Here is a 24499-nt window from a genome sequence, read left to right as displayed (position 1 = left end):
AGACACCTGCCGGAAATACGAAGCAGGAACATTTAACTGTTGTTTGCAGCTTCTTCTATCAGTCCGATAATCGTATTGATGGAATCCTGCTGTCCGGAATTGCGCATAGCGTCCATAAAAGTACTTCGGTTATCATAAAGATTCTGTACTGCCTGAAGCAGAGAGTCTTTTGAAAGATCCTCTTCTTCGATTACCATGCTGAAGCCCTGACGTTCGAAGGATCTTGCATTTAAGATCTGATCGCCGCGGCTTGCTTTTGCCGAAAGAGGAATCAGAAGATTCGGTTTCCTGAGAGCAAGAAGTTCGCAGATCGCATTAGCTCCTGCCCGGGATATAACTATGTCTGCAAGGGCGAAAATATCGCGGAGTTCATTCTTAATATATTCGAACTGGCAGTAGCCTTTTGTTCCATTCAGAGATTCTTCTGTTTTACCTTTGCCGCACAGATGAATAACCTGAAATTTATTAAGAAGTTCAGGGAGAGCTTCCCTGACTGCATTGTTGACAATGACGGAACCCAGGCTTCCTCCGATGACCAGGATAACCGGTTTGTCAGCAGTGAATCCGCACATATCCATAGCGGCGATTTTATTTCCGGACAGAAGTTCCTGACGGATAGGAGATCCTGTCAGAACAGCTTTTCCTTCGGGAAGACATTTCAGTGTTTCGGGAAAATTGCAGCATACTTTAGAAGCTGACGGAATCGCGATCTTATTTGCAAGACCGGGCGTCATGTCAGATTCGTGGATAATCACGGGAACTTTGCTTTTCTTTCCTGCAAGTACGACCGGAACAGAGACAAAGCCTCCCTTGGAAAAAATAACATCAGGCTGTAACTCTTTGATCAGTTTGCGGGCTTCTCCGAATCCCTTAACCACGCGGAAAGGATCAGTAAAATTCTGCAGGCTGAAATAACGCCGCAGTTTTCCGGAAGAAATTCCGTGATAGGGAATGCCGAAAGGTTCAATGAGCTCCTTTTCAATTCCCGTATAGGAGCCCACATACTGGATATCGTAACCAAGCTCTCTGAGCCTGGGAATAAGAGCAATATTTGGAGTAACATGTCCGGCAGTTCCGCCGCCGGTCAGAATAATACGCTTCATAATCATAACCTCCTGAATCTTTGTGATTTCAAGAATGCCCTGTTCTCTTACAAAGGGCAAACCAGACAGCAGCATGCGGAATTGTGCTGCTTCTGATACAAACTTGCTGCCGCCAATTTAAGCTAATATCATCTTACCGTTATTTGGGGAAATGTCAAGGAAATCTGAGACAGAAAAAAGGTGTGAAAATGAAAGAGCTGAAAAAATTATCACTGAAAGAAGAAATAGATAAACAGGCTGAAAAAATAGAAAAAGAAGTCTGTGAGAATAAAGAGATAGAGGATATGAAAGTATCCGAAGATATGGAAACATCTCTGTTCAGCCGCATTCAGGAATACGAATACGACAAGAGGATAAAAAAAGTGCACCGCCGCAAAAAAAAGCGCATGATTATAGTGGCGCTTGCAGCTGTGCTCGTCCTTGCTATGGGAAGCATGATAACAGGAGTCGGCAGCAAACCGTATTGGAGGGTGCTGTGGGATAAAGTTGCAGGAGATGAAAATCAGTCCTATATTGATGTAGAGAATATGGATTCACAGGAAACAGAGGATATTGATGAAATAAATATTTATAAAGAAATAAAACAGGCATTTAATATTTCGGCTGTAAGAATATTGATAAAACCAGCTACGATGTATCTGGATAGTTATGTAATTGATGAAGAACAGAGACAAGCCATTCTTTTTTTTGAATATAATAATGAAATAATTAGATATGCTATCTATTTGAATGATTCAGATTCTTCTTTTGCACAGAGAGAACTAGATAAAAAAACAGATGAATATCGAATTGAAACTAAAAATACAGTAATACAGGTTGAAGAATACACAGTTGATAAATATGAAGAAAAAAGATATATTGCAAACTTTAAATACAGAGATGTTAATTATCAGTTGATGGGGATTATGGAAAAAGAAGAATTTGACGAAATTTTGAAAAATTTGGTCTTTTTATAAAAAAGACGTAAGTTTTTGAGAAGTTAGTTGTTTACTTATTAGAGAAACATATTTAATAACATTTTTTGATAAGGAATGGGAATATTGAAGAAAAGAATTTTATCTTTTATAGCTGTTTTTTCGTTTTTAACTTGCATGCTGATAGTTCCGGAAATCAATACATTTGCATCGGAAGAATACGAAATGGTTGACGGATCTTATTTGACAAATGAGTTGTCCTCTTCAGGAACATCATATAATAATAAAATGACAAGAGGAACACATTTGATGACAGGAGAGTGTTCTATTACTAATGCAGGAATAGAAAGAATTTATGCATATGCAGCTACAACGGCAAACCATGAAGTTGACCGTTTAGTGGTTATAATTTATGTTGAACGATATATGGAAGATGTTGATGCCTGGGGATTTGTAGATGGCTGGGTTGAAGAGGCAACAAACGATTATTATGTTGCTACATCTAAATCACTTGAAGTAGAACCTGGTTATTACTACCGAGTACATGCAGAACATATTGTATTTGTAGGTGATGAGTCGGAAGAGACAGCCTCTGCAACTAACGGAATCTTCATTGCTCCGGCCTCTTCATCCACGACACCGTCAACCTAAAATAAAAAAATTCCTCTCCTTGAGTTTCGGGAGCAGCCGCTGATCTGGTGCAACAGGAAACTATTAAAATTATGATTCAAATAATTGAGATACCTGTCCGAGAAAACACCACAATATATTTGCTCCACTCAGCGGCTGCTCCCGGAACTCAAGAAGAGGGGTTTTTCATTTGGGCGAAATCTCTTTTATAGTATGCCCGATAATTCTCCCTGAGTACACGGAAAGTCGAAAATTTTCGATATTATTTTATTTTCCAGAGGCTGCTTTTAATGCCTGAGCAAGCTGGTCAGGACATGAAGTCGCCTTGAAACCACAGCGGATGCCTTCGATGCGGGAAATCGCTTCATCCACATCCATACCGTCGATCAGGCGGGATATGCCCTGCAGGTTTCCGTTGCATCCCCCTACAAATGAAACATTTCTTACCTTATTATCAATAATATCAAAATGAATCTGCTGAGAACAGACTCCCTTCGGTTTATAGTCCATTATTATACGCCTCCTTTTTCTAATGCATTATAGCAAAAAGGACAAAAAAATACAAATTTCAACATCCGTTTCCGATTGTGTTTTTGAGTGTGGGAATTTCGGCTTTACAACTGTCCGGTCAGATGTTTGGTATTATTCTTCTGAGAGAGTATGAGTATATCAAGAATATTTCGGCTGATAAAAGGTAAAAAGATATTGCCGCATCTGTGATTAAATCACTGATACGGCAGCTTTGTTGGATAAAAATCCAAAAAAGTATCGGCAGCAGTATTTCTGCCGCCGATACCCCTCGAATATGTTTATAGCTTTTCAATACTTTTTTTCATTTCATTCAGGTATATCTCTGCTTTTTCCGGATTTTCTTCAATCAGGCGTTCTGCCATCGCCAGGTGTTTTTCCGCATCATGGCGTATTCTTCGGATCTGTGCCGCCTTTTCTTCTATATGGCGGTAATACTGCATGTTTTCGGCCATTTCCTCATTTTTCATCTGAAGCTGTATATTCATCTGTTTTCTTTTCATATAAGAAAACAGAACAAAATAGATCAGAAGAGTAACCAGGATAAAAAGAATGATTCCGATTCGGTACTGCCAGACGGTATCTTTCTGAATACTTAATCCTCGGATCCCGTTTTTAGTCGTCATGTGATTCATGTAAACTGCCTGAAGAGCCGTAATTTCCAGGACAAATTGTCCGAGGACGAAAATATAGAATTTCCACAGGATAAAATCTTCCCATTCTTTTCTCAGTTTGCGGAACATGAGGACCCAGGGGATTTGAAATGCCGCCAGAGTAATTCCCGCTATTTGTTTGCCGAAAATATTTTCGGCCGCTGTCGGGGAAAGAGGTATAAATCCGGGCTGAAAACATACAAAAGCCAGTGCTTCCAGCGGAACCGACACGGCATGGACGATGCAGAACAGAAAAAGTTTTTCTCTCATCGGATCTCTGTACAGGATACAGATAAGAAGAAACTGGAGAACATACATCAGGACCGGTTTCAATGAATGATAGGGAATAAACGAACTGATCCAGTTGGTTGCATTTATAAAAAGCAGAGCAATAATAAATGTTAATTTTTTGCCTGTTTTGTTTTGCCTGAATGTCAAAACAAAACAGAGTGTATATGAGACGGCCTGCAAAGTCGCGGACAGGAGAACAAGAAAAATATCTGTCATATTTTATACTCCCCCCTTTTTCTGATATTCCATATAGGCAATGGCACGGAATACCCCGTCTTTTTCCTCTGTCGTCAGTCTGCCGCCATATTTTTCAGTTATTTGTTTTACGATATGCAGACCAATTCCATGAATCTCCCCGGCCTTCTTTTTCAGAACCTTTCGTTCATATTTTTGCTCATCGGACTTCAGACAGGTGTTTTCGACTTTTAAGACGAGAAATCCTGCAATAACGGTTCCTTTAACGGAGATCCATTTTTCCCTGTTTTCAATCTGTTCCGCGGCCTCCAGGGCATTATCCAGGAGGTTGGCAAAAACGCTGCACAGATCAGGAGAACTTATGGAAAGATTTTCCGGCACATCCAGAGCGGCTTTGAAAACAATGCCGTATTTATGTGCGATCTGTTCCTTATCCTCCAGAAGAATGTTGATAACTGTATTTTTACACCAGATATGCTTCTTTGTCCGGGCAAACATATTTTTAATATTTCCGGCAAATGTATGAAAGGATTCTTCAGAGGATTTATCAGATATTTCATGATGCAGGCAGGATTCCATTCTGCTGATTGTATCGAGCATATTTTCTTTTATAATCTGATTTTCCGCTTCCTGCCTGAATACAGACTGTTTCCTTATATCTGCATATTGTTCCTGATATTCTAAAAGGCGAAGATATTCCACCTGATATGCTGTGTCAATTTCTCCGGTTATTTTACTGAAAAGAAATGCAGTTACAACACAGGCGGTCAGGATTCCTGCAAAGGCAGCCGCGGCCGCGTTTCCCTGTCCTCGGTTCAGTGAATCAATCATAAGCAGAAACAGAAGAGCAATTTGAATAAATGCAGAAAAAAACAGAAGATATTTCCCGCAAGGGGGACATGGATTTTTCTTTTTCATATTACAGCCCCATCCCTATGTATTGAAAATATTTTTGTTTGGATTCTTTTAACTTTGTCCTGCTGACGGAAGCTACTGTTCCATCGGAAAGCTGGATTCCGTTTGGAAGAAATCCGGTAATCTTGTCCATGTTAACGAGGAAGCTTTTATGACATCTCAGAAAAGAGTCCGGAAGCTGCTGCTCAAGATTATCCAGCTTTTCATAACACTGCTCTTCTCCGTTTGTCATGTGGATGTTCACAATTCTCTTATTGCTTTCAAAATAAATGATTTCATCAAAAAGGAGTTTCCTGATTTTTCCTCTGTACAGCTTAAGTACGATGCCGTGTTCAGAGGGATTATCCTGTGACAGCATTTCAAGCATACGGATAAAGAGTCCGTCGTTTACCGGTTTTTTCAGGACCCCATAGGGCCTGATTTTCAGAAACATACCTTCTATATATTCATCAATATACCCGCTGACAAAAATAAATTTCCATCCCGGGTGCCTCTGATGAAGATCTGCCGCCAGCGTTATTCCATTTTTATCTCCAAGACAAATATCCATTAAAACCACATCAAAATCCTGATCTTTTTCTTCGAGTACATGAATTTCATTTTCAGAAGAGCAGATCCGGACCAGCGCGGTTTTTTCGAATTTTTCATGTATCAGATTTTTAAAATGGTCCGACCAGTCTTTTTCATCTTCACATATAAGTATTTTTAACATTTTCCCCTCTCCCTGTAATTCAGAGATATACTGTCCGTATTTCAGATTGTTCCAGCAATGCTCTTATTATACCAGTGATACTGTTTTTTTACTATCTCGAAATTATTACAGACTGCTTCCAGCGGGTTTTTATCCGGATTATTTGAAAAAATATCCTTTTTTTTTGCGGAAAATATACATAAAATGACATTTTAGCAAGGGGGATATTCAGATTTCTTTTGAAGTTACAGTGTTTTATAAATGAAGATTTCCCGCCTTCATGTGAAAATCTTCAGAATTTGAGGAAAAGAAAAATTTCTGTATCCCGCAAGGCCGGCGTGTAGAAATATGTAGAACGGTTTTTGCGGACAGGCGTCCGAAGATGGTCTATAATGTGCACAAACACGATTTACACCGTCATATGGCAGGAGAAGAGTGTGGGAGAGAAATTCAGACAGGAGGGTTTGTTATGTTAGCTGCATTGCAAGAATTAGCGGCAGATACCAATGTTATTGTCTATTTAATGACAGCTGTTGGTATACTGGGTGTGCTGGCAAAAATTATCAACCAGATCACACTTCACAGACTGGTAAAAGCGGCGGGCAATATGCCGAAGAGTACACACAGATTGATAAAACTCGTCAGAGCGAAGTACGAGCATGCATGTATGATACACGATTCGGTGGAAAATATCAGTGCATTTGTGGAAAAATACATATATGAATATAGAGGCTTTTTGTTCCGGATACATACCTGGAGGCAGATTGAGCTGCTTTCCGTGTGGTTTTCCGGTATTCTCGGGGCGCTGGGAGCGTCGCTTATTTACCTTTCTTCCGGATTTACAGAATCCGTTTATCAATATATTGCAGGCGGACTGGCCGAAGTGGTATTTCTGTCTGTTGTTATCAGACTTTCAGATGAACCGTATAAAATCAATGCGGTAAAGATGTATATGGAAGATTACCTGGATAATATCTGTGCTTTCCGGCTGAGAAAGCAGCGGACGGCAGAGAGGGAATCCATCGATGTAATCGCCGCGGAAAGTTCTGTCAGACCTGCTTTTCAGACAGACGCGCAGGAAAGAGAAAGGGAGGATGCGCAGCCTGCGCTGAAAACTGTCTCCGCCAGGGAAAAAAAGCGGGGATCACTCAGAAGCGGCGAAAAGGCAGACCGTCAGGAATCCGCAAAAGTATCAGGAAGATATACTTCCGAAGAAATGGAGGCCAGTATAGCAGAGGCTGTCAATCTGAATGACGCGCAGTCTGAGGTATCGGAAAAGGAGCCCGGCCTGTCTATTAATATTGAAGGGGAGCCGAGAACCGCGGAGAAAGGAGAAGCCGCGCGGCAGGCGGTCCGTCGAACTGTAAATGAAAAGAACAGCGAGGAGGACAGACCGGTACTCAGGGAAGAAACGATACGTCAGATTCTGGAAGAATTTCTGGCGTAACCGCGCGGCGGAAAAGCAGAATAAAAGTTCAGGTTCCTTACCGTTCCGGGACGGAAGGGTTTTGATAAAGAGGCCTGTTTTATCTTGAATAAGAAACGTAGATTTGGTAAAATGTGCATAGAGTATCGGGTGCGGAAACCGGGTTTTAAATGTGCAATAATCCAGTTCTTCCACATTATGGACCTGTAGAACCGGCTGTGAGGTGGGAGATGCGCCGACACTGCGAAAGAAAAGATCTAGAATCAGGGAGGAAGGATAACGATGAGCAACGTAACATTTGATTATTCAAAAGCATGCAGTTTTGTGCAGGATCATGAGATGGAATATATGAGCGAACTGGCTGCGCAGGCAAAGGACAAGCTGCTTGCAAAGACAGGCGCAGGCAATGATTTTCTGGGATGGATTGACCTTCCGGTAGATTATGACAAAGAGGAATTTGACCGTATTCTGAAAGCGGCGGAGAAGATTAAAAGTGATTCAGAGGTACTTGTTGTCATCGGAATCGGCGGTTCTTATCTGGGAGCAAGAGCGGCAATTGAATTTCTGGGACATTCCTTTGCAAATGAGGTGTCCAGAGATATCAGAAAAGCGCCGGAGATCTATTTTGCAGGAAACAGCATCAGCAGCACATACCTGAAAGATCTGATTGATGTGATCGGAGACAGAGATTTCTCTGTGAATGTAATTTCAAAATCGGGAACAACGACAGAACCGGCTATCGCCTTCCGTGTATTTAAAGAACTTCTGGAAAAGAAGTACGGAAAAGAAGGAGCAGCAGGAAGAATTTATGCAACGACAGACAAGGCAAGAGGAGCGCTGAAAAATCTGGCTACAGAAGAAGGTTATGAGACTTTTGTTGTGCCGGATGATATTGGCGGACGTTTCTCTGTTCTCACTGCAGTAGGCCTGCTTCCTATCGCGGCAAGCGGCGCGGATATTACAAAGCTGATGGAAGGCGCTGCAGCCGCAAGAAAAGATGCCATTGAGAAAGATTTTGCAGAAAATGACGCGATGAAATATGCGGCAATCAGAAATATTCTCCTTCGTAAAGGAAAAGTAGTTGAAGTGCTGGCGAACTATGAGCCGGGGCTGCATTACGTATCAGAGTGGTGGAAACAGCTTTACGGAGAAAGTGAGGGAAAAGATCAGAAAGGTATTTTCCCGGCGTCAGTAGATCTTACAACAGACCTGCATTCCATGGGACAGTTTATCCAGGACGGAAACAGAATTATGTTTGAAACTGTGATGAATGTGGAGAATTCCAGAGAAGAGATCATCATTAATGAAGAGCCGGCTGATCTGGACGGACTGAACTATCTTGCAGGAAAGAATATGGATTTTGTAAATAAGAGTGCTATGAATGGTACGATTCTTGCGCACACGGACGGAAATGTGCCGAACCTCAGAGTGAACATTCCGGCGCAGGATGAATATTCTCTTGGACAGCTTTTCTATTTCTTTGAGTTTGCATGCGGCGTGAGCGGATATTTACTCGGCGTTAATCCGTTCAATCAGCCGGGCGTTGAGAGCTACAAGAAAAACATGTTTGCTCTGCTCGGAAAACCGGGCTATGAGGCAGAGAGAGAAGAGCTGCTGAAGAGACTGTAGACAGAATAGTACAATAAGTTTGAAGTGCCCGTAAAAATGGGGTATAATAAAAGGCAGTCGGAGAAAACCGGCTGCCTTTTTGTAATAGTTCCTGAGGATCCGGAGAATGAGGACGGCAACATGCGGTACAGATGTGATACACAGGAGAAATTTACAGGAGCCGGTAATGTAAAGGAGGAAGTTATTATGTTACGAATCGGAATGCTGACAAGCGGCGGAGACTGTCAGGCACTGAATGCGGCTATGCGCGGCGTTGTAAAAGGAATCTGTTCAAAGAGGAACGATGTTGAGATCTATGGATTTAAAGACGGATATAAAGGTCTGATTTACGCAGATTTCAGTATGCTTACGTCAAAAGATTTCTCCGGAATTCTCACAAGAGGAGGAACTATTCTGGGTACATCCAGACAGCCATTCAAACTGATGCGTGTTCCGGATAAAGACGGATTGGATAAGGTGGAGGCGATGAAGCATACATATCACAAGCTGAATCTGAACTGCCTTGTGATACTTGGAGGAAACGGAACACACAAAACAGCCAATATGCTTCGTGAAGAAGGCCTGAATGTTATTACCCTTCCGAAAACAATTGACAACGATCTGTGGGGAACAGAGATGACCTTCGGATTCCAGAGCGCAGTGGATATTGCTACAGATACGATTGACAGAATACACACAACAGCGACTTCCCACAGCCGTGTATTTATTATAGAAGTAATGGGACATAAAGTAGGACATGTTACCCTGCATGCAGGAATTGCGGGAGGCGCTGACATCATCCTTCTTCCGGAGATTCCGTATGATATCAAGGCGATTAAGAAAGTAATCGAAGGACGTTCCAAAGCCGGCAAACCGTTTACAATTCTTGCGGTGGCAGAGGGCGCGATTTCCAAGAAAGATGCCAAACTGTCCAAGAAAGAGTACAAGGAGAAACTGGCGAAGAGAAAATATCCGTCTATTGCCTATGAACTGGCGGAACAGATCGAACAGGAGACGGACAAAGAAGTCCGTATTACCGTTCCCGGGCATACCCAGCGCGGCGGATCTCCGTGCGCGTATGACAGAGTATTTGCCACACGCGTGGGCGCAAAGGCAGCAGAGCTGATTCTGAAGGAAGAATACGGATACATGGTTGCCATGAAGAACGGAGAAACCACAAAGGTTCCGCTGGGAGATGTGGCAGGAAAGCTGAAAACAGTGGATCCGAAGTGCAGCATCATCAAAGAGGCAAGAATGATCGGCATCAGCTTCGGAGATGAATAAAACAGGAACAGGAGAGTAATTCATGTCATATACGGCACTTTACAGAAAATTCCGGCCCGCAGTATTTGAGGATGTCAAGGGGCAGGATCATATCATTACTACATTACAGAACCAGATTAAGGCAAACCGTATCGGACATGCGTATTTGTTCTGCGGAACAAGAGGAACCGGAAAAACGACAGTGGCGAAAATATTTGCAAAAGCCGTAAACTGTGAACACCCGGTGGACGGAAGTCCCTGCGGCGAGTGTGCCATGTGCAGATCTATTGCGGCCGGGACTTCCATGAATGTAATTGAGATTGACGCCGCTTCAAACAACGGCGTGGACAGTATCAGGGAAATCCGGGAAGAAGTGACTTACCGTCCTACGGAAGGACGGTATAAGGTCTACATTATTGATGAGGTGCATATGCTCTCCATAGGAGCTTTTAATGCGCTGCTGAAAACACTGGAAGAGCCGCCGGAATATGTTATTTTTATTCTGGCTACAACGGAGATTCACAAGATTCCGGTTACCATCCTGTCCCGTTGTCAGCACTATGATTTTAAAAGAATCAGTATTGAGACGATAACAGACCGGATGAAAGAGCTGATGCACACGGAAAAAGTAGATGTAGAAGACCGGGCGCTGACTTACATTGCCAAGGCGGCGGACGGTTCCATGCGTGATGCATTGAGCCTTCTGGATCAGTGCATTGCCTTTTATCTGGGGCAGAAACTGACCTATGACAATGTCCTGGAAGTTCTGGGCGCTGTGGACACGGATGTATTCAGCAGGCTCCTCAGGAAGATTCTGGACAGAGATGTAGCCGGTGTACTGGATATTGTGGACGATCTGGTTATGATGGGCAGAGAACTGACCCAGCTTGCTTCAGATTTTACATGGTATCTGCGGAACTTGCTTCTGCTGAAAACATCTGATAATATAGAGGATGTGCTGGATGTATCCACGGAAAACATGGAGCAGCTCAAAGAAGAAGCCCAGATGATTGATACGGATATGCTGTTCCGGTATATCCGGATTTTTTCCGAACTTTCCGGACAGTTAAAATACAGCACCCAGAAACGGGTTATGCTGGAAGTGGCGCTGATCAAAATGTGTATTCCTGCCATGGAAACGTCTCAGGACTCCGTGCTAGACCGGATTCGCGCAGTGGAAAAAAAGCAGGAAGAACTGGAACAGGAGCTGGAAAGCGGAACTGGTCAGAAAGTTGTATATGTCAGCGGGGATCAGATTCCGGGAGGCGGTCCGGACGGCACCGGCAGTCCGGGAAGAACTGCAGCTGTGAAAAGAGAACTGCCGGCAGCAATACCGGACGATATCCGGGAGGTGGTTAAAAACTTCCGGTCCATTGCAGATGAAGCCTCCGGCATGATAAGAGGGTATCTGAAAAAAGCCAGGCTGAGCCTGGGAGGCGACAACCGGCTGCTTATCGTTCTGCCGGATACACTGGGGGCCAGTGTGGTAGGAAGAGAAGATCATGTGCAGGAGCTGACAGAGCTGATCGAACAGAAAATCGGAAAAAAGGTAGAGATCGATGTGCGCTGTGTTGAGGAAGGCAGGCACTTTGAAGATACCTTCGTGGATATTGAGCAGAAAATAAATATGGAAATCACTGTGGAGGATTAGATATGGCAAAAAGAGGAGGCTTCCCTGGCGGCGGAATGCCGGGAAATATGGCAAATCTTATGAAGCAGGCGCAGAGAATGCAGCGTCAGATGGAAGAGCAGCAGAAAGAACTGGAGTCAAAAGAGTTCACTGCCACGGCAGGCGGCGGCGCGGTTGAGGTAACTGTGTCCGGAAAAAGAGAAGTACTGAAGGTAAAACTGGCTGAAGAAGTGGTAGATCCTGATGATATCGAAATGCTGGAAGATCTGATTGTAGCAGCGGCAAATGAAGCACTCAGAAAAGTAGAAGAAGAGTCCGGTGCGGCAATGTCAAAACTGACAGGCGGAATGCCGGGAATGTTCTAGTCTTCGGAATATTCTGAAAATACGCGCCAAAGGGGACGGAGCCTTTTGGAAAGGGGTCTGTCCCCTTTGAGCAGAATATTCAGAATCTTTGCGTATAAAAGGGGCCGGCGCTTTCTATGGGAGCCGCTCCTTTTCAATTTATGACAGAGGTATAGGAAATGGACTATTACAGTAATCAGATCAGCCGTCTGATAGAAGCGTTTTCCCGTCTTCCCGGGATCGGGAACAAATCAGCTCAGCGGCTGGCCTTTCATGTGATTAATATGCCGCTGGATCAGGTGGAAGCCCTGGCCGGCGCGATTGTAGATGCAAGAAAAAATGTGAAATACTGCAAGGTATGCTGTACGCTGACAGACCAGGAGGTCTGCCCGATCTGCAGCAACAGTGAGCGGGATCATAAGACAATTATGGTGGTTGAAACGCCCCGGGATCTGGCAGCCTATGAAAAGACAGGAAAATACAATGGTGTTTATCATGTACTGCACGGAGCCATATCGCCCATGCTTGGGATCGGACCGGGGGATATCCGTCTGAAAGAGCTGATGGAACGGCTTCAGGGAGACGTGGACGAAGTGATTATCGCTACAAACTCCAGTCTGGAAGGCGAGACAACGGCTATGTATATCAGCAAGCTGATTAAACCTGCAGGCATCAGGGTGAGCCGGATTGCAAGCGGAGTTCCGGTCGGGGGCGACCTGGAATATATTGATGAAGTTACGCTGCTCCGTGCGCTGGAGGGCAGAACAGAACTTTGACGGATCCGCCTCAGATCCAGGGCGTCAGTTTTTACTTTTCTGAAGTGTGAGGGAATTTTATGAGCAGAAAAAAAGTGACATCATCCGATGTGGCAAAGAGGGCCGGCGTGTCTCAGGCCACGGTGTCAATGGTTCTGAATAAAAAATATAATGTGTCTTTTTCAAAGGAAGTAATACAGAATGTGGAACAGGCGGCCGAGGAGCTTGGATATGTTCTGCCGAAGAGAAAGGTTCAGAGGGAGGAACGCAGAGAAAAACTTCTGGTCGTGATCAGTCCGAACCTGACGAATCCGTATTATGTCATGCTTCTCCAGGGAATTGAGTCAAGAGCCACAGAGCAGGGATACGGAATCTTTGTCTGTAATACTCAGAGGGATCTGAAGCTGGAAGAGCGGTATCTGAAGATGATGTCAGATATCAATCCCCAGGGAATTATTTATATCTGCAATCCGAGTAAATGTTTTATGGGAAAAGTGGAAGAACTGTCCAAAAAGATCCCGGTGGTTGTTATTAATAACCAGGATGAGAAGCTGAATGTGGATGCGGTTGAGCTGGATAATTCAAAACTCGGACGGCTGATGGCCAGACATCTAATTGAACTGGGACACCGGCATGTGGCATATATTGCTCCTCCGCTGACGGTGCGGCAGAAGCAGAGATCCCGGCGGGTGGAAGGATTTCTGGCGGAATTTCAGAGTGTAGGGCTTGGAGACAATGTGATCATTAAGGCAGCCGATGAAAGAACGGATGCGGATATACCGGGGATTGATTCGGAGTACCGGATCGGATATGATCTGACGAAAGAGCTGCTGAAAGAGCATAAAGAGCTGACAGCGATTGCAGGACTGAATGATATGATTGCCTTCGGAATTCTGGATGCTCTTCATGATGAAAAATACAAAGTGCCTGGGGATATGTCCGTAATGGGCTGTGATAATACGCTGTTTGCGAAAGTGAAAAAAGTTTCTCTTACTACCATAGAACATTTTGTAATTTACAAAGGAATGGACGCATTTGACATCATAACGAAAAAGATAAATTCCCGCAGGAAAAAATACACGGAAATTGAGCCTGTAAGTATATATCATGTGGAATATGAACCCCGGATTGCCGTCAGAGGAACAACGTCTTATCCGCCGAGTGAAAAAAGAAAAATTAATAAAAAACAGAAGTAATATTAGTAATTGCATTTTATTCTAAGCAGTTAAAACCGCTAAAAATAAAGGATTATGAAATATTGCTTCTTTTTTTATTAGTTAATATAAATAAAATATAATTAATAAGATGAATTATCAATTTAAAATCTGCGTTAATATTTTTTAATCCTGTTGACCAGTGTTTTTTAAACCTTTATAATCAGATTATAAAGGTAAACGAACCAAAAAAGGAGGAACAAAAAATGAGGTTTTTTATTGACACAGCCAATGTTGACGACATCAGAAAAGCCAACGACATGGGCGTTATCTGCGGCGTAACAACAAATCCGTCTCTGATCGCTAAAGAAGGACGTGTTTTTGAAGAGGTTATCGCGGAGATCGCGTCTATCGTAGACGGACCGATCAGCGGTGAGGTAAAGGCAACTACAACTGATGCAGAGGGTATGATAAAAGAAGGCCGTGAGATTGCAAAAATTCATCCGAACATGGTTGTAAAAATTCCCATGACAGTGGAAGGACTTAAAGCATGTAAGGTGCTTTCTTCTGAAGGAATTAAAACAAATGTTACTCTTATCTTCACATCCAACCAGGCTCTTCTGGCAGCAAGAGCAGGCGCTACATATGTATCTCCGTTCCTGGGCCGTCTGGACGACATTTCTGTAAGAGGTGTGGATCTTGTGGCTGAAATTGCTGAAATCTTCAGAGTGGCAGGCATTGAGACACAGATCATCGCTGCAAGCGTGCGCAATACAATGCACATCACGGACTGCGCGCTTGCCGGAGCTGACATTGCTACCGTACCGTACAAAGTAATCGAGCAGATGACACATCATCCGCTGACCGATGCCGGAATCAAAAAATTCCAGGATGATTACAGAGCAGTATTTGGTGAGTAATTAAAGAAGAAGTCAGATAATTTGAGCAAAAGGGGACGTACCCCTTTAAGCGAAATAGTCAGACAATTCAGAAAAAGAGGAGAATTTCATGGACAAGTTAAAATTAATGAAAACTGCCAATGAAGTCCGCAAAAGTATTGTAACGGCTGTCCACAGTGCGAAAGCAGGACATCCGGGCGGATCATTGTCAGCAGCAGATATATTTACCTATCTTTATTTTGAAGAAATGAACATCGATCCGGCAGATCCGAAGAAAGCAGACCGCGACAGATTCGTGCTTTCCAAAGGACACACAGCTCCGGGTCTGTACTCTGTACTGGCAGAGAGAGGATATTTTCCGAAGGAAGATCTTAAAACACTTCGTCACACAGGTTCCTACCTTCAGGGACATCCGGATATGAAGCATATTCCGGGTGTTGATATGTCCTCCGGTTCTCTTGGTCAGGGAATCTCTGCTGCAGTAGGAATGGCTCTGGCAGCAAAGCTGACAGACGCAGATTACAGAGTGTACACACTGCTTGGCGATGGAGAGATTCAGGAAGGTCAGGTATGGGAGGCTTCCATGCTGGCAGCACACCGCAAACTGGACAATCTTGTTGTAATCGTTGACAACAATAACCTTCAGATTGACGGAGCAATTACAGAAGTCAACTCACCGTATCCCATCGACAAGAAGTTTGAAGCGTTTAATTTCCATGTAATTAATATCGATGGAAATGATTTTGATCAGATTGACGCGGCATTTAAAGAAGCAAGAACAGTAAAGGGACAGCCGACTGCCATTATCGCAAAGACAGTAAAAGGCAAAGGCGTTTCCTATATGGAAAATCAGGCCGGATGGCACGGCAAAGCTCCAAACGATGAAGAGTACAAAATCGCTATGGAAGATCTTGAGAAAGTAGGTGAAGCATTATGTCAGATGTAAAGAAAATCGCAACAAGAGACAGTTATGGCAATGCATTAGCCGAACTCGGCGCAGAGCACAAAGATCTGGTTGTTCTGGATGCAGACCTGGCAGCGGCTACAAAGACAGGCGTATTTAAGAAGGCATTTCCGGAGCGCCACATTGACTGCGGTATTGCAGAGTGTAACATGATGGGCGTAGCGGCAGGTCTTGCTACGACAGGACTGGTTCCGTTTGCAAGCTCTTTTGCAATGTTCGCGGCAGGAAGAGCATTTGAGCAGGTTAGAAACTCTATTGGATATCCTCATCTGAATGTGAAGATCGGAGCAACACATGCCGGAATTTCCGTAGGCGAGGACGGGGCTTCCCACCAGTGTAATGAGGATATCGCGCTGATGCGCAGCATCCCGGGAATGGTTGTTATCAATCCTTCCGATGATGTGGAAGCAAAAGCTGCAGTCCGTGCTGCATATGAGCATGATGGTCCGGTTTACTTAAGATTCGGACGTCTTGCAGTTCCGGTAATCAATGACAGACCGGATTATAAATTTGAGCTTGGAAAAGGTGTTGTTTTAAGAGAAGGTAAAGATGTTACTATTGTAGCAACCGGACTTCCGGTAAGCGAGTGCCTTGAGGCTGCTGAAAAGCTGGCTGCTGACGGAATTGACGCGAAGGTGATCAATATCCACACAATCAAACCTCTTGATGAAGATCTGATTGTTGCGGCTGCTAAAGAGACAGGAAAGGTCGTTACAGTTGAGGAACATTCCGTAATCGGCGGACTGGGAAGCGCTGTATGCGATGTTCTGGCTGAGAAAGCACCGACAAAAGTGCTTAAAATCGGTGTGAACGATACATTCGGCGAGTCCGGACCGGCAGTGGAACTGCTTAAGAAATACGGACTTGATACAGAAGGTATCTATGAGAAAATCAAGGCATTTGTATAAGAGAAGAGACTGATCTCTTTCATATAAAGGGCGTTCTGAAAGCCGTAAGCGGCCGGAGGGACGCCCTTTTTCAATTTATGGGAGATTGAGGAAGTAGAGGCTTATGGTCTGTTTTCAGAGTATATTTCCGCATTCAGTTTAAATAAATCTCAATGTTTCCAGCAAGCCGCAGTATTTATCAGCTATCACAATAATCCATCCCTCACGCGTTCTGGGAATATGCAGAAGTGTCACAGGCCACATGTGGTTCAGAATAATATCTCTTTCCGTATGATTTAGTTTAAAATACTTCCGGGCATTTTCAAAAGCGGCGGCCGGGTGCGTAAGTCCGTGGAGCTTTTCTCCGGTTTCTTTCCCATGAGTATGCCAGTCGTAGAGAAAAAGATCGTGAAGCATTCCTGCTCTGGCCGCGGATCTGCAGTCCAGATTCAGCGCCCGGCACCATTTATAGTTGAAATAGGCCACATGACGGCAGTGGTCGTAGCAGTTTGTTCTGCCGTGATGGGGATAATCCTTCATCTGCTGTACAGTCGGATGATACAAAATATCTTTTATACTGCAGTGGAACTGGCGGAGCCATGTCAGATGACGTTCCCTTCTTTTTAATATTATTTTTCTAAATATTTTCCGTGTATTCATAAATGTTTCCTTTAATAATTATTCAGATTTATATGAAATTAAGAACAGTGTCGATCCTGTTTGCCGGCAGGGATGCTGCGCTGCCGCAAATATATTGTATCCCGGCTGATGGAGTTATGCAAAGAAAAGGGATAAAACTATAGAAATATTTTTCTTAAAATGATACAATATACGCAAATCACATTCATTATGTTTTGAATCAAATCGTCAGATTCTTTATCTGAAGTTCCGGATCGGGACAAAATTCAGCAGAAATATATTTATATAGGAGGAGATTAATGCCGAGGACCAGGCGGAAACAAAGTGGAACAGATGTATATCATATAGTTTCCAGAGGAAATAATCAGGAAAATATATTCCCCGAGTCAAAAGATAAAAATTACTTCTTTGGGATTATGAAAACCCAGGCAGAAAAATTCGAAGTGAAAATATATGCATATTGTATTATGTCAAATCATGTGCATATACTTGCAAAGGTAGAGTTTAAGGCCCTTTCCCTTTTTATACAGGAAACAAACTCAAACTATGCCGTTTACTATAACTGTAAATACCAGAAAAGCGGCCATGTATTTCAGGGAAGATTCTTCAGCAGCTGTGTGGAAACGGAGGGATATCTGTTAAGCTGTGTGCGTTATATTCATAACAATCCTGTAAAAGCCGGGCTGACTTCAGATGTAAGAGCATATTTATTCAGCAGTGCGGTGTATTATTTTGGTTCTGATAAAGAAAGAACACAGGGAATCGTATCAGAAGAAATATTCCACATACTCGAAAAAAGATTCAAAAATTTCGATGAATTTCTCGAATTTCACAATAATTTTGACAATCAGGAATTCCTGGACATTAAAGAAGAAAAAGAAGAACATGATTTCCAGAGAGCAAAACACTGGATAAAAAAATACGCCCGGAGCCGAGGCATTGAAAAACTAAAAACATTAGAAAACGTGCCCTTTTTCAGGAAAGACTGTCTACGGAAATGCAGGCAGGAGCTGGGAATGTCGGAAAATAAGATTGAGAATATTCTGAAAATATTGGCCAAAGGGGACTGACCCCTTTCCAAAAGGGTCCGTCCCCTTTTGTCGAACTTGTCTGACATCAACTGATAAATTCAGCTAATTCTTTATGCTATGCTTAGAAAAAATTTAAGCAGAGGTGAATATAGATGGAAAGACAGTTACCAAAAAATGTTCGTCAGATCGGGAATGTAAGCGATAGTCCCAAGATATATGTTGAAGATTATGTTGATACTTTTCTTGCTCAGTTGTGCGAGAAATGTGAGAAAGGAGGAAATACTCCCATAGGGGCATTTCTGATCGGCGATATAGTAACAGGAAGTGATGAAGAGTATGTATATATATACGGCGCGGTTCAGATGCATGAGCTGAAACTGTCGGGGAATGAATATGTGATTGATGAAAATACCTGGCGCTGCGCTTATGAGGACTGCAAACAGTTTTTTGAAGACGGAGAGATGCTCGGATGGTTTGTGGCTCATCCGGGAGTGCCTCTGACGCCGGAACCGTCTACAGTAAAGCTTCACAAGAAATCATTTCCAAAGAAAAACACAGTATTTATTATGAAGGATCCTGTGGAGAAAGATGAAACATACTATGTACATAAAATGAATGATCTGATGGAAATCAGCGGTCATTACACGTATTATGAAAAAAATCCGTGTATGCAGAACTACATGATTTCCAGTCGAAAAAAAAATGGGGTGTCTGCCACGGAAACTGTTGAAGACAGAGCTGCGAAGGACTTTCGTAATATGGTTAGAACACGCGGGGAGCGTCAGAGACAGAAAAAGACAGGAAATCTGATGTATGCGGCAAGCGCGGCTCTTGTGCTTATTGTGATCGTTATGGGAGTTACTATGATAAGCAGTTTTGACCGGATGAAATCCGTCCAGAGTACGCTGAACAGTCTTACCGGAAAGACAGATACTGTCGAGACACAGGAGACAAGCGGTCAGGTAACGGCGGTTACTTCCGATAATGAGGCAGAACCAGACGAAACAGATGCAGCCGGGATACAGGCGGATGATGCGGATTCACAGAAGACAGAAGATTCACAGAACGACAGTTCAGATGCAGATGCACAGAATGAGGACGAGTCCGGTCAGAATGCCGCGGATACGCAGACATCTGACGGAGGGACAAGTTCTTCGGAAAACGGAAGCGATGGCGTTTACATTGTTGAAAAAGGCGATACCCTGGCGATTATAAGCAGAAAAATGTACGGGGATGTAACTCATGTGGATGCGATCTGCAGAATGAACGGCATTACAGATGGAAATCTGATTTATGTAGGTCAGAAATTGCTATTACCATAAAATCGTGCTATACTCAACAGGAAAACGAAAACCAGCAGCAAGGGGAGTATTATGACGCAAAAGAAAAATCCTCATTTGAAAATTGTGAAGCCCCCGGAAGATCTGGAAGAGATAAAAAAGCAGACAGGACGGCTGCGCCGGGAAAAAGTCAGAAGAATTCTTGTAATGGCAGTAATTATTATCCTGGCTGTGTGCGGTACATATCTGCTTTTGAAAAACCAGAGTTACGGTCAGGCCCGTCTGGCGACAGAATATAAAAATGATATTTCAGATTCGAACAATTATGCCAGTTTTGCCGGTGGTTTTATCCGTTATAGCAGGGATGGGGTTGTATTTTTAAATAAAAAGAACGAAGAGCAGTGGATTCAGCCGGTTCAGCTGCAGAATCCGATTATTGAAGTCAGGGACGAGGCTTTCGCGGTAGCAGACAATGGCGGAAACAGTATTTTCGTATTTACAGAAGACGGCCTGAAAGGCGAGATTGAGACAACGCTTCCCATAGAGAAGATCACAGTCTCAAACCAGGGAATCGTAAGTGCGATTCTGAAGAATGAAAATTCTCCCAGAATTATGTCTTATGACGCTACGGGTAATATTCTGGTAGAGCAGCAGATTACAATGAATACACTGGGATATCCGACGGCTCTTGAATTGTCGGATGACGGAACAATACTTGCTGTTTCTTATCTGTATACACAGGGAACATCACTGAAGTCAAGAGTAATATATTACAATTTTGGTGAGACGGGACAGGAAGAAACAGACAATAAAGTAACCACCGATATATATGACAATACCGTTATGGCAGACATCTTCTTTATGGGAAATAACAGATCCGTTGTTATAGGCGACAACTGTTTTGCGATTTACAGAGGAAGTGATATACCTGAAAAGGAAAGTGAAGTACAGATTGGCCAGGAAATCAGAAGTGTATTTCATTCGGACAGATATATCGGATTTATTCTGCTGAACCGGGATAAATCCGGATATGAACTCCGGCTGTACAATCGCAGCGGAAATCAGATTCTGAACCGGGAGATTGACGGCGACTACAGCAATGTGAAAATTGACGGTGACGAAATCATAATGTATGATGGAAGCAACTGCTGTATTGTTACAATAACAGGCATTCTGAAATATGAGGGAGATCTGGATGTCGAAATTCTGGAGATGTCCCGTGCGGCAGGATTAAACAGATACTATGTGATGAGCGTCGATGAACTGCGTGTGATTTATCTGACGAAATAGGTGATACTATGGGAAACTGGCTGTTAATTATAGTTGCGGTAATTTTTATAATTTGTATTATTATAGGTTATATTCAGGGATTTCTGAAATTCGGACTGTCTCTTCTGTCAACAGTTCTGACTCTTATACTTGTGCTTTTTCTGTCCCCGTTTGTGGCAGACGCGCTGGAAAAATATACACCTATAGATGAGCTGATTGAACAAAAATGTGTGGAGACATTTATGCCGGAGATATCGGAGGATGAGCTTGCCAATCTTGATCTGAGCGGAACTCCGCTGGAAAATCTGAGCCCGGAAGAGCTGGAAAATCTGAATGATCTCGACTGGAAGGCACTTGGCATTACACCGGAGGATATCCTCAGTGTGCTCGGCGAGATTCCGAAAGATGTACAGATCAGCGAAATAGAAAATGCATCTGTACCCGCGTTTATTAAGGATATGCTTCTGGAAAATAACAACAGTACAGTGTACGGAGAACTGGGCGTGAACAGCTTTCCGGCCTATGTGGCAGCCTCTATATCACGGCTCGTTCTCAACGTACTGTCCTTCCTGGTGACATTTCTGCTGGCGATTATCATTGTAAAAGCACTTATGTTTGCGGTAAATATTATCGGCGAACTTCCGGTTCTGGGACTGATCAATCACATAGCCGGAGGCGCACTGGGGCTTGTTCTGGGACTTGTTGTAATATGGCTTGGATTTCTGATTATAACATTATTGTATTCGACTGCAGTGGGAAGCGCCTGTTTTGACATGGTGGAAAAAAGCAGTATTCTGACATTCCTGTACAACTGCAATCCGTTCCTTCTCCGGCTGACGGGACTCTGAGAAAGAATATAATTCATAGTGGTTGAAGCAGGAAAATCTGCGGAAACAGAGCGGCCGGCGCCGTATTGAGTAAAGACGGAAGGGCATCGCAAAAAAGGCAGTAAAAGACGGAAAATATATTGACAGTATATTTAAAATATGGTATTGTATAAAAGTTCTTATAAGAAGTTTTTTATAAGAACTCCTGGGGGATTAGCTCAGTTGGGAGAGCGCCTGCCTTGCAAGCAGGAGGTCACGAGTTCGACTCTCGTATTCTCCACTTGGCAGTAAAAGCTGCTGAAAATTAAATATTCCTCCTTAGCTCAGTCGGTAGAGCATTCGGCTGTTAACCGAAGTGTCGTTGGTTCAAGTCCAACAGGGGGAGCTCACAAAACCCGTAAATTCAACGTTTACGGGTTTTTTTGTGCCCGAAATTAAATCTGGAAAGGAGAAAAGGGTGAAAAGTAGAAAATCTATTCGGGAAAAAGTAATTGCATCGTTCCTTGCAGCTTCCATGGTGTGTACTATGATGCAGTTCACTTTTGACGATACTGCAACCGGTTTCCGGGGCGGCCAGGCTCAGGCGGCGCTTGTGGGCTCACCGGCGGTTCAGGAAACAGACGGCAGGAATGCTTTGTATCTGGACGGCTCATCTGATAACTTCCTTACTGTGACAGACGCGGAGGCAACAGCCTGCTGTCAGGCGCTACCGAGCTGACAATTTCTTATGAAGCAAAACCGGACCAGTCTTCTACGACCAACTGGGTATTCTATGCAGCCCCGAACGGAAATCAGCAGGTTTATAACAGAGAGACCTATATCGGTATTCTGGAGGCAGGCGGCTCTACGAAAGTAGAACGACAATAACAACGGAAGCCGCCCGGCAAATCCTTCTGCTGCAACAGGAACAGATTGGGTACATGTGGATGTTGTTCTCAGCAGATTTGAGACCAGCATTTATGTAAACGGTGTGAAGCAGGCAGAGCAGAACAGCGGCTACAGAATCGAAACTATTCTTGGAAGCAACAGCATTGTCCAGATCGGAAAAGCAAACTGGACAGGCAGCAGCGCCGGAGTCAGCATGGGACAGGCAATTGACCCGTCTATCTTTACAGATGATGACGGAACATCCTATATCCTGTTTGGAAACGGATCAGCGGCAATCGCAGAGCTGAATGACGACATGATGAGCATCAAAGAGGGAAGCATCCGCCAGATCAATGGTCTGACAGACTTCCGTGAATCCGTTGTAGTGATCAAGGTTGACGGCAAATATCACTGGACCTGGTCCTGCGATGACGCAAACAGCCCGAACTACCACGTAAACTACGGCGTGACAGATACTTTATGGCATACCACAGATTCTATACACCGGTCGGCATATTTACATCTTCAGACGGACTGGGCGTACACAGAGAGACTTGTATTGATGAAATTACGTTTGATGAAAACGGATATATGCAGATCACACCGACGCTGGAAGGCGTAGGACCGGTATCTGTAAAAGGGGACGAGCCTCAGCCGGAGCCGACTCTTGAGAGCATTGAACTCAGCGGAGATATGAAGACCGAATATGAACTGGGAGAAGTCCTTGATCTGAGCGGCCTGACTGTAACAGCAGTATATAGTGACGGAAGCCGGACCGAGATCCAGGCCGGCGAAGGCGGCTATACGGTAAGCGGCTATGATCCGGATATTATGGGATCACAGACAGTGACTATAACCTATGGAGGTGAGACGGTGACATTTACGGTAACGGTAGCTGAAAAAGAAGAGCCGGGTGACCCGTCCGAACCTTCTGATCCGAGTGAGCCGTCAGAGCCGACGGAACCCTCAGAACCTTCTGAGCCGTCAGATCCGGGGCAGTCTTCAGATACATACGCAGAAGCCGTCTGGTTCATCACAGGCTGCAGATCAGACAGGAGACAGCACAAATCTGTTTCTGCCGGCAGGCGGAATGCTGATGGCAGCAGTATTGCTGCTCCTCTGTTTTTAGCTGTTGTCGGAAGAATTATTGAAAATCTTCTTTGCTGTTTGATTTTTTGCAACGATGCCTGCGATGATAACAATAGACCAATATAAAACATGGGTGTGGAAACTTTTGTACAGCCAGCCTGCTAAACTGAAGAAAACAAAGAAAGAAACAGGAGGGTCTGGCTATGAAAGGATATTTTGTAGGAGAAGGTTATATGGGATATGTAGACGGAGAATATCTTCTGTTTGCAGACGAATCAGATTACAGAGACTATATGGAAGAAGAATAAGTTTTTATGAGCCGGAGGCGCATCAGAGAAATTGAAAAACTTAATGAAATATTTTCATGCGGATCCGATGGAATATGCTATAATCACCCCATAAAAGAAACGGTTTATTGGAAAAAGAACTGATCGTTCAGGCGGTGATGAATGAAATGGCAGTTTCAGCTGTAAAACTAAGACTTCTTTATATTTTGAAAATCCTCATGGAAAAGACTGATGAGACCCACACTCTTTCAGCAGCGGATCTTGACAGGCTGCTGCACAGTTACGGAATGTCCGCGGACCGGAAAACGGTTTACAGTGATATTGAGACACTGAGGGAGGCAGGGATTGATATTTGCTGAG

At 43.7% G+C, this 24499-nt stretch carries 26 protein-coding genes and 2 tRNA genes; 22 read left to right on the top strand and 6 right to left on the bottom strand.

Going from position 1 to position 24499, the window contains the following annotated elements:
- Positions 1–32: 32 nt before the first annotated feature.
- Positions 33–1103, bottom strand: a complete 1071-nt coding sequence (locus AC0QUU_RS02345) for an undecaprenyldiphospho-muramoylpentapeptide beta-N-acetylglucosaminyltransferase (protein WP_474544420.1) — start codon at positions 1101–1103, stop codon at positions 33–35.
- 188 nt (positions 1104–1291) lie between these two features.
- Here AC0QUU_RS02345 and AC0QUU_RS02340 point away from each other — a divergent pair, with 188 nt between their 5' ends.
- Together AC0QUU_RS02340 and AC0QUU_RS02335 are read left to right on the top strand one after the other, a co-directional pair.
- The gene (locus AC0QUU_RS02340; protein WP_474544419.1) at positions 1292–2059 is read left to right on the top strand and encodes a DUF4367 domain-containing protein; all 768 of its coding nucleotides are present in this window, start codon (positions 1292–1294) and stop codon (positions 2057–2059) included.
- 75 nt (positions 2060–2134) lie between these two features.
- A complete protein-coding gene (locus AC0QUU_RS02335; protein ID WP_474544418.1) occupies positions 2135–2668 on the top strand; it encodes a DUF6147 family protein in 534 nt (177 codons plus the stop codon).
- Between the two features lie 246 nt (positions 2669–2914).
- Here AC0QUU_RS02335 and AC0QUU_RS02330 read toward each other — a convergent pair whose 3' ends face one another.
- From AC0QUU_RS02330 to AC0QUU_RS02315, 4 genes are all read right to left on the bottom strand, one after another.
- Positions 2915–3157, bottom strand: coding sequence for a TIGR03905 family TSCPD domain-containing protein (locus AC0QUU_RS02330; RefSeq protein WP_474544417.1), 243 nt, complete (start codon positions 3155–3157; stop codon positions 2915–2917).
- 299 nt (positions 3158–3456) lie between these two features.
- Positions 3457–4098, bottom strand: a complete 642-nt coding sequence (locus tag AC0QUU_RS02325; RefSeq protein ID WP_474544416.1) for a hypothetical protein — start codon at positions 4096–4098, stop codon at positions 3457–3459.
- 240 nt (positions 4099–4338) lie between these two features.
- Positions 4339–5232, bottom strand: a complete 894-nt coding sequence (locus AC0QUU_RS02320) for an ATP-binding protein (protein ID WP_474544415.1) — start codon at positions 5230–5232, stop codon at positions 4339–4341.
- 1 nt (position 5233) lies between these two features.
- Complete coding sequence (locus AC0QUU_RS02315; protein ID WP_474544414.1) at positions 5234–5941, bottom strand: LytR/AlgR family response regulator transcription factor; 708 nt, start codon at positions 5939–5941, stop codon at positions 5234–5236.
- A 448-nt stretch (positions 5942–6389) separates the two neighbouring features.
- On the opposite strand from AC0QUU_RS02315, the gene AC0QUU_RS02310 reads away from it, so the two are divergent.
- From AC0QUU_RS02310 to AC0QUU_RS02265, 10 genes are all read left to right on the top strand, one after another.
- Positions 6390–7367, top strand: coding sequence for a hypothetical protein (locus tag AC0QUU_RS02310; RefSeq protein ID WP_474544413.1), 978 nt, complete (start codon positions 6390–6392; stop codon positions 7365–7367).
- A gap of 261 nt (positions 7368–7628) precedes the next feature.
- Positions 7629–8975 (top strand): glucose-6-phosphate isomerase, encoded by a 1347-nt coding sequence (locus AC0QUU_RS02305; protein WP_474544412.1) that lies wholly within the window; start codon positions 7629–7631, stop codon positions 8973–8975.
- Between the two features lie 186 nt (positions 8976–9161).
- Complete coding sequence (locus AC0QUU_RS02300) at positions 9162–10238, top strand: 6-phosphofructokinase (protein ID WP_474544411.1); 1077 nt, start codon at positions 9162–9164, stop codon at positions 10236–10238.
- A 22-nt stretch (positions 10239–10260) separates the two neighbouring features.
- Positions 10261–11868, top strand: coding sequence for a DNA polymerase III subunit gamma/tau (dnaX, locus tag AC0QUU_RS02295; RefSeq protein WP_474544410.1), 1608 nt, complete (start codon positions 10261–10263; stop codon positions 11866–11868).
- 2 nt (positions 11869–11870) lie between these two features.
- On the top strand, positions 11871–12212 hold the full coding sequence (locus AC0QUU_RS02290) for a YbaB/EbfC family nucleoid-associated protein (RefSeq protein WP_474544409.1): 342 nt from the start codon (positions 11871–11873) through the stop codon (positions 12210–12212).
- A 158-nt stretch (positions 12213–12370) separates the two neighbouring features.
- Positions 12371–12967, top strand: a complete 597-nt coding sequence (gene recR, locus AC0QUU_RS02285; protein ID WP_474544408.1) for a recombination mediator RecR — start codon at positions 12371–12373, stop codon at positions 12965–12967.
- A gap of 59 nt (positions 12968–13026) precedes the next feature.
- Positions 13027–14142, top strand: coding sequence for a LacI family DNA-binding transcriptional regulator (locus tag AC0QUU_RS02280; RefSeq protein ID WP_474544407.1), 1116 nt, complete (start codon positions 13027–13029; stop codon positions 14140–14142).
- A gap of 224 nt (positions 14143–14366) precedes the next feature.
- Positions 14367–15020: a fructose-6-phosphate aldolase gene (gene fsa / locus AC0QUU_RS02275; RefSeq protein ID WP_474544406.1), complete on the top strand. Its 654-nt coding sequence runs from the start codon at positions 14367–14369 to the stop codon at positions 15018–15020.
- 88 nt (positions 15021–15108) lie between these two features.
- On the top strand, positions 15109–15945 hold the full coding sequence (locus AC0QUU_RS02270; protein ID WP_474544405.1) for a transketolase: 837 nt from the start codon (positions 15109–15111) through the stop codon (positions 15943–15945).
- Positions 15933–16871 (top strand): transketolase family protein, encoded by a 939-nt coding sequence (locus AC0QUU_RS02265; protein ID WP_474544404.1) that lies wholly within the window; start codon positions 15933–15935, stop codon positions 16869–16871. Before AC0QUU_RS02270 ends, AC0QUU_RS02265 begins: the two co-directional genes overlap by 13 nt.
- Positions 16872–17009: 138 nt before the next feature.
- On the opposite strand, the gene AC0QUU_RS02260 is transcribed toward AC0QUU_RS02265, so the two are convergent.
- Positions 17010–17510, bottom strand: a complete 501-nt coding sequence (locus AC0QUU_RS02260) for an HD domain-containing protein (protein ID WP_474544403.1) — start codon at positions 17508–17510, stop codon at positions 17010–17012.
- Positions 17511–17788: 278 nt separating this feature from the next.
- Between AC0QUU_RS02260 and AC0QUU_RS02255 the strand changes: the two genes are divergently transcribed.
- The 10 genes from AC0QUU_RS02255 to AC0QUU_RS02210 all read left to right on the top strand — a co-directional run bounded on the left by AC0QUU_RS02255 (position 17789) and on the right by AC0QUU_RS02210 (position 24498).
- Entirely contained in the window at positions 17789–18559 is a 771-nt protein-coding gene (locus tag AC0QUU_RS02255) for a transposase (RefSeq protein ID WP_474544402.1), read from the top strand.
- Positions 18560–18672: 113 nt separating this feature from the next.
- Complete coding sequence (locus AC0QUU_RS02250; RefSeq protein ID WP_474544401.1) at positions 18673–19842, top strand: LysM peptidoglycan-binding domain-containing protein; 1170 nt, start codon at positions 18673–18675, stop codon at positions 19840–19842.
- 51 nt (positions 19843–19893) lie between these two features.
- Positions 19894–21090: a DUF5711 family protein gene (locus AC0QUU_RS02245; RefSeq protein WP_474544400.1), complete on the top strand. Its 1197-nt coding sequence runs from the start codon at positions 19894–19896 to the stop codon at positions 21088–21090.
- A gap of 8 nt (positions 21091–21098) precedes the next feature.
- The gene (locus tag AC0QUU_RS02240; protein WP_474544399.1) at positions 21099–21917 is read left to right on the top strand and encodes a CvpA family protein; all 819 of its coding nucleotides are present in this window, start codon (positions 21099–21101) and stop codon (positions 21915–21917) included.
- A 186-nt stretch (positions 21918–22103) separates the two neighbouring features.
- A tRNA-Ala gene (locus AC0QUU_RS02235) sits at positions 22104–22176 on the top strand.
- A gap of 32 nt (positions 22177–22208) precedes the next feature.
- Positions 22209–22281, top strand: a tRNA-Asn gene (locus tag AC0QUU_RS02230).
- 72 nt (positions 22282–22353) lie between these two features.
- Entirely contained in the window at positions 22354–22614 is a 261-nt protein-coding gene (locus tag AC0QUU_RS02225) for a hypothetical protein (protein WP_474544398.1), read from the top strand.
- Between the two features lie 204 nt (positions 22615–22818).
- Positions 22819–23385, top strand: coding sequence for a family 43 glycosylhydrolase (locus AC0QUU_RS02220; RefSeq protein ID WP_474544397.1), 567 nt, complete (start codon positions 22819–22821; stop codon positions 23383–23385).
- Positions 23355–23978 carry a bacterial Ig-like domain-containing protein gene (locus AC0QUU_RS02215; protein ID WP_474545505.1) on the top strand — a complete coding sequence of 208 codons (624 nt, stop codon included), beginning with the start codon at positions 23355–23357 and terminating at the stop codon, positions 23976–23978. Before AC0QUU_RS02220 ends, AC0QUU_RS02215 begins: the two co-directional genes overlap by 31 nt.
- 289 nt (positions 23979–24267) lie before the next feature.
- A complete protein-coding gene (locus AC0QUU_RS02210; RefSeq protein ID WP_474544396.1) occupies positions 24268–24498 on the top strand; it encodes a hypothetical protein in 231 nt (76 codons plus the stop codon).
- Position 24499: the final 1 nt, after the last annotated feature.

Source organism: Mediterraneibacter sp. HA8405, from assembly GCF_056148955.1.
This window is presented reverse-complemented; position numbering and strand designations above follow the sequence as displayed.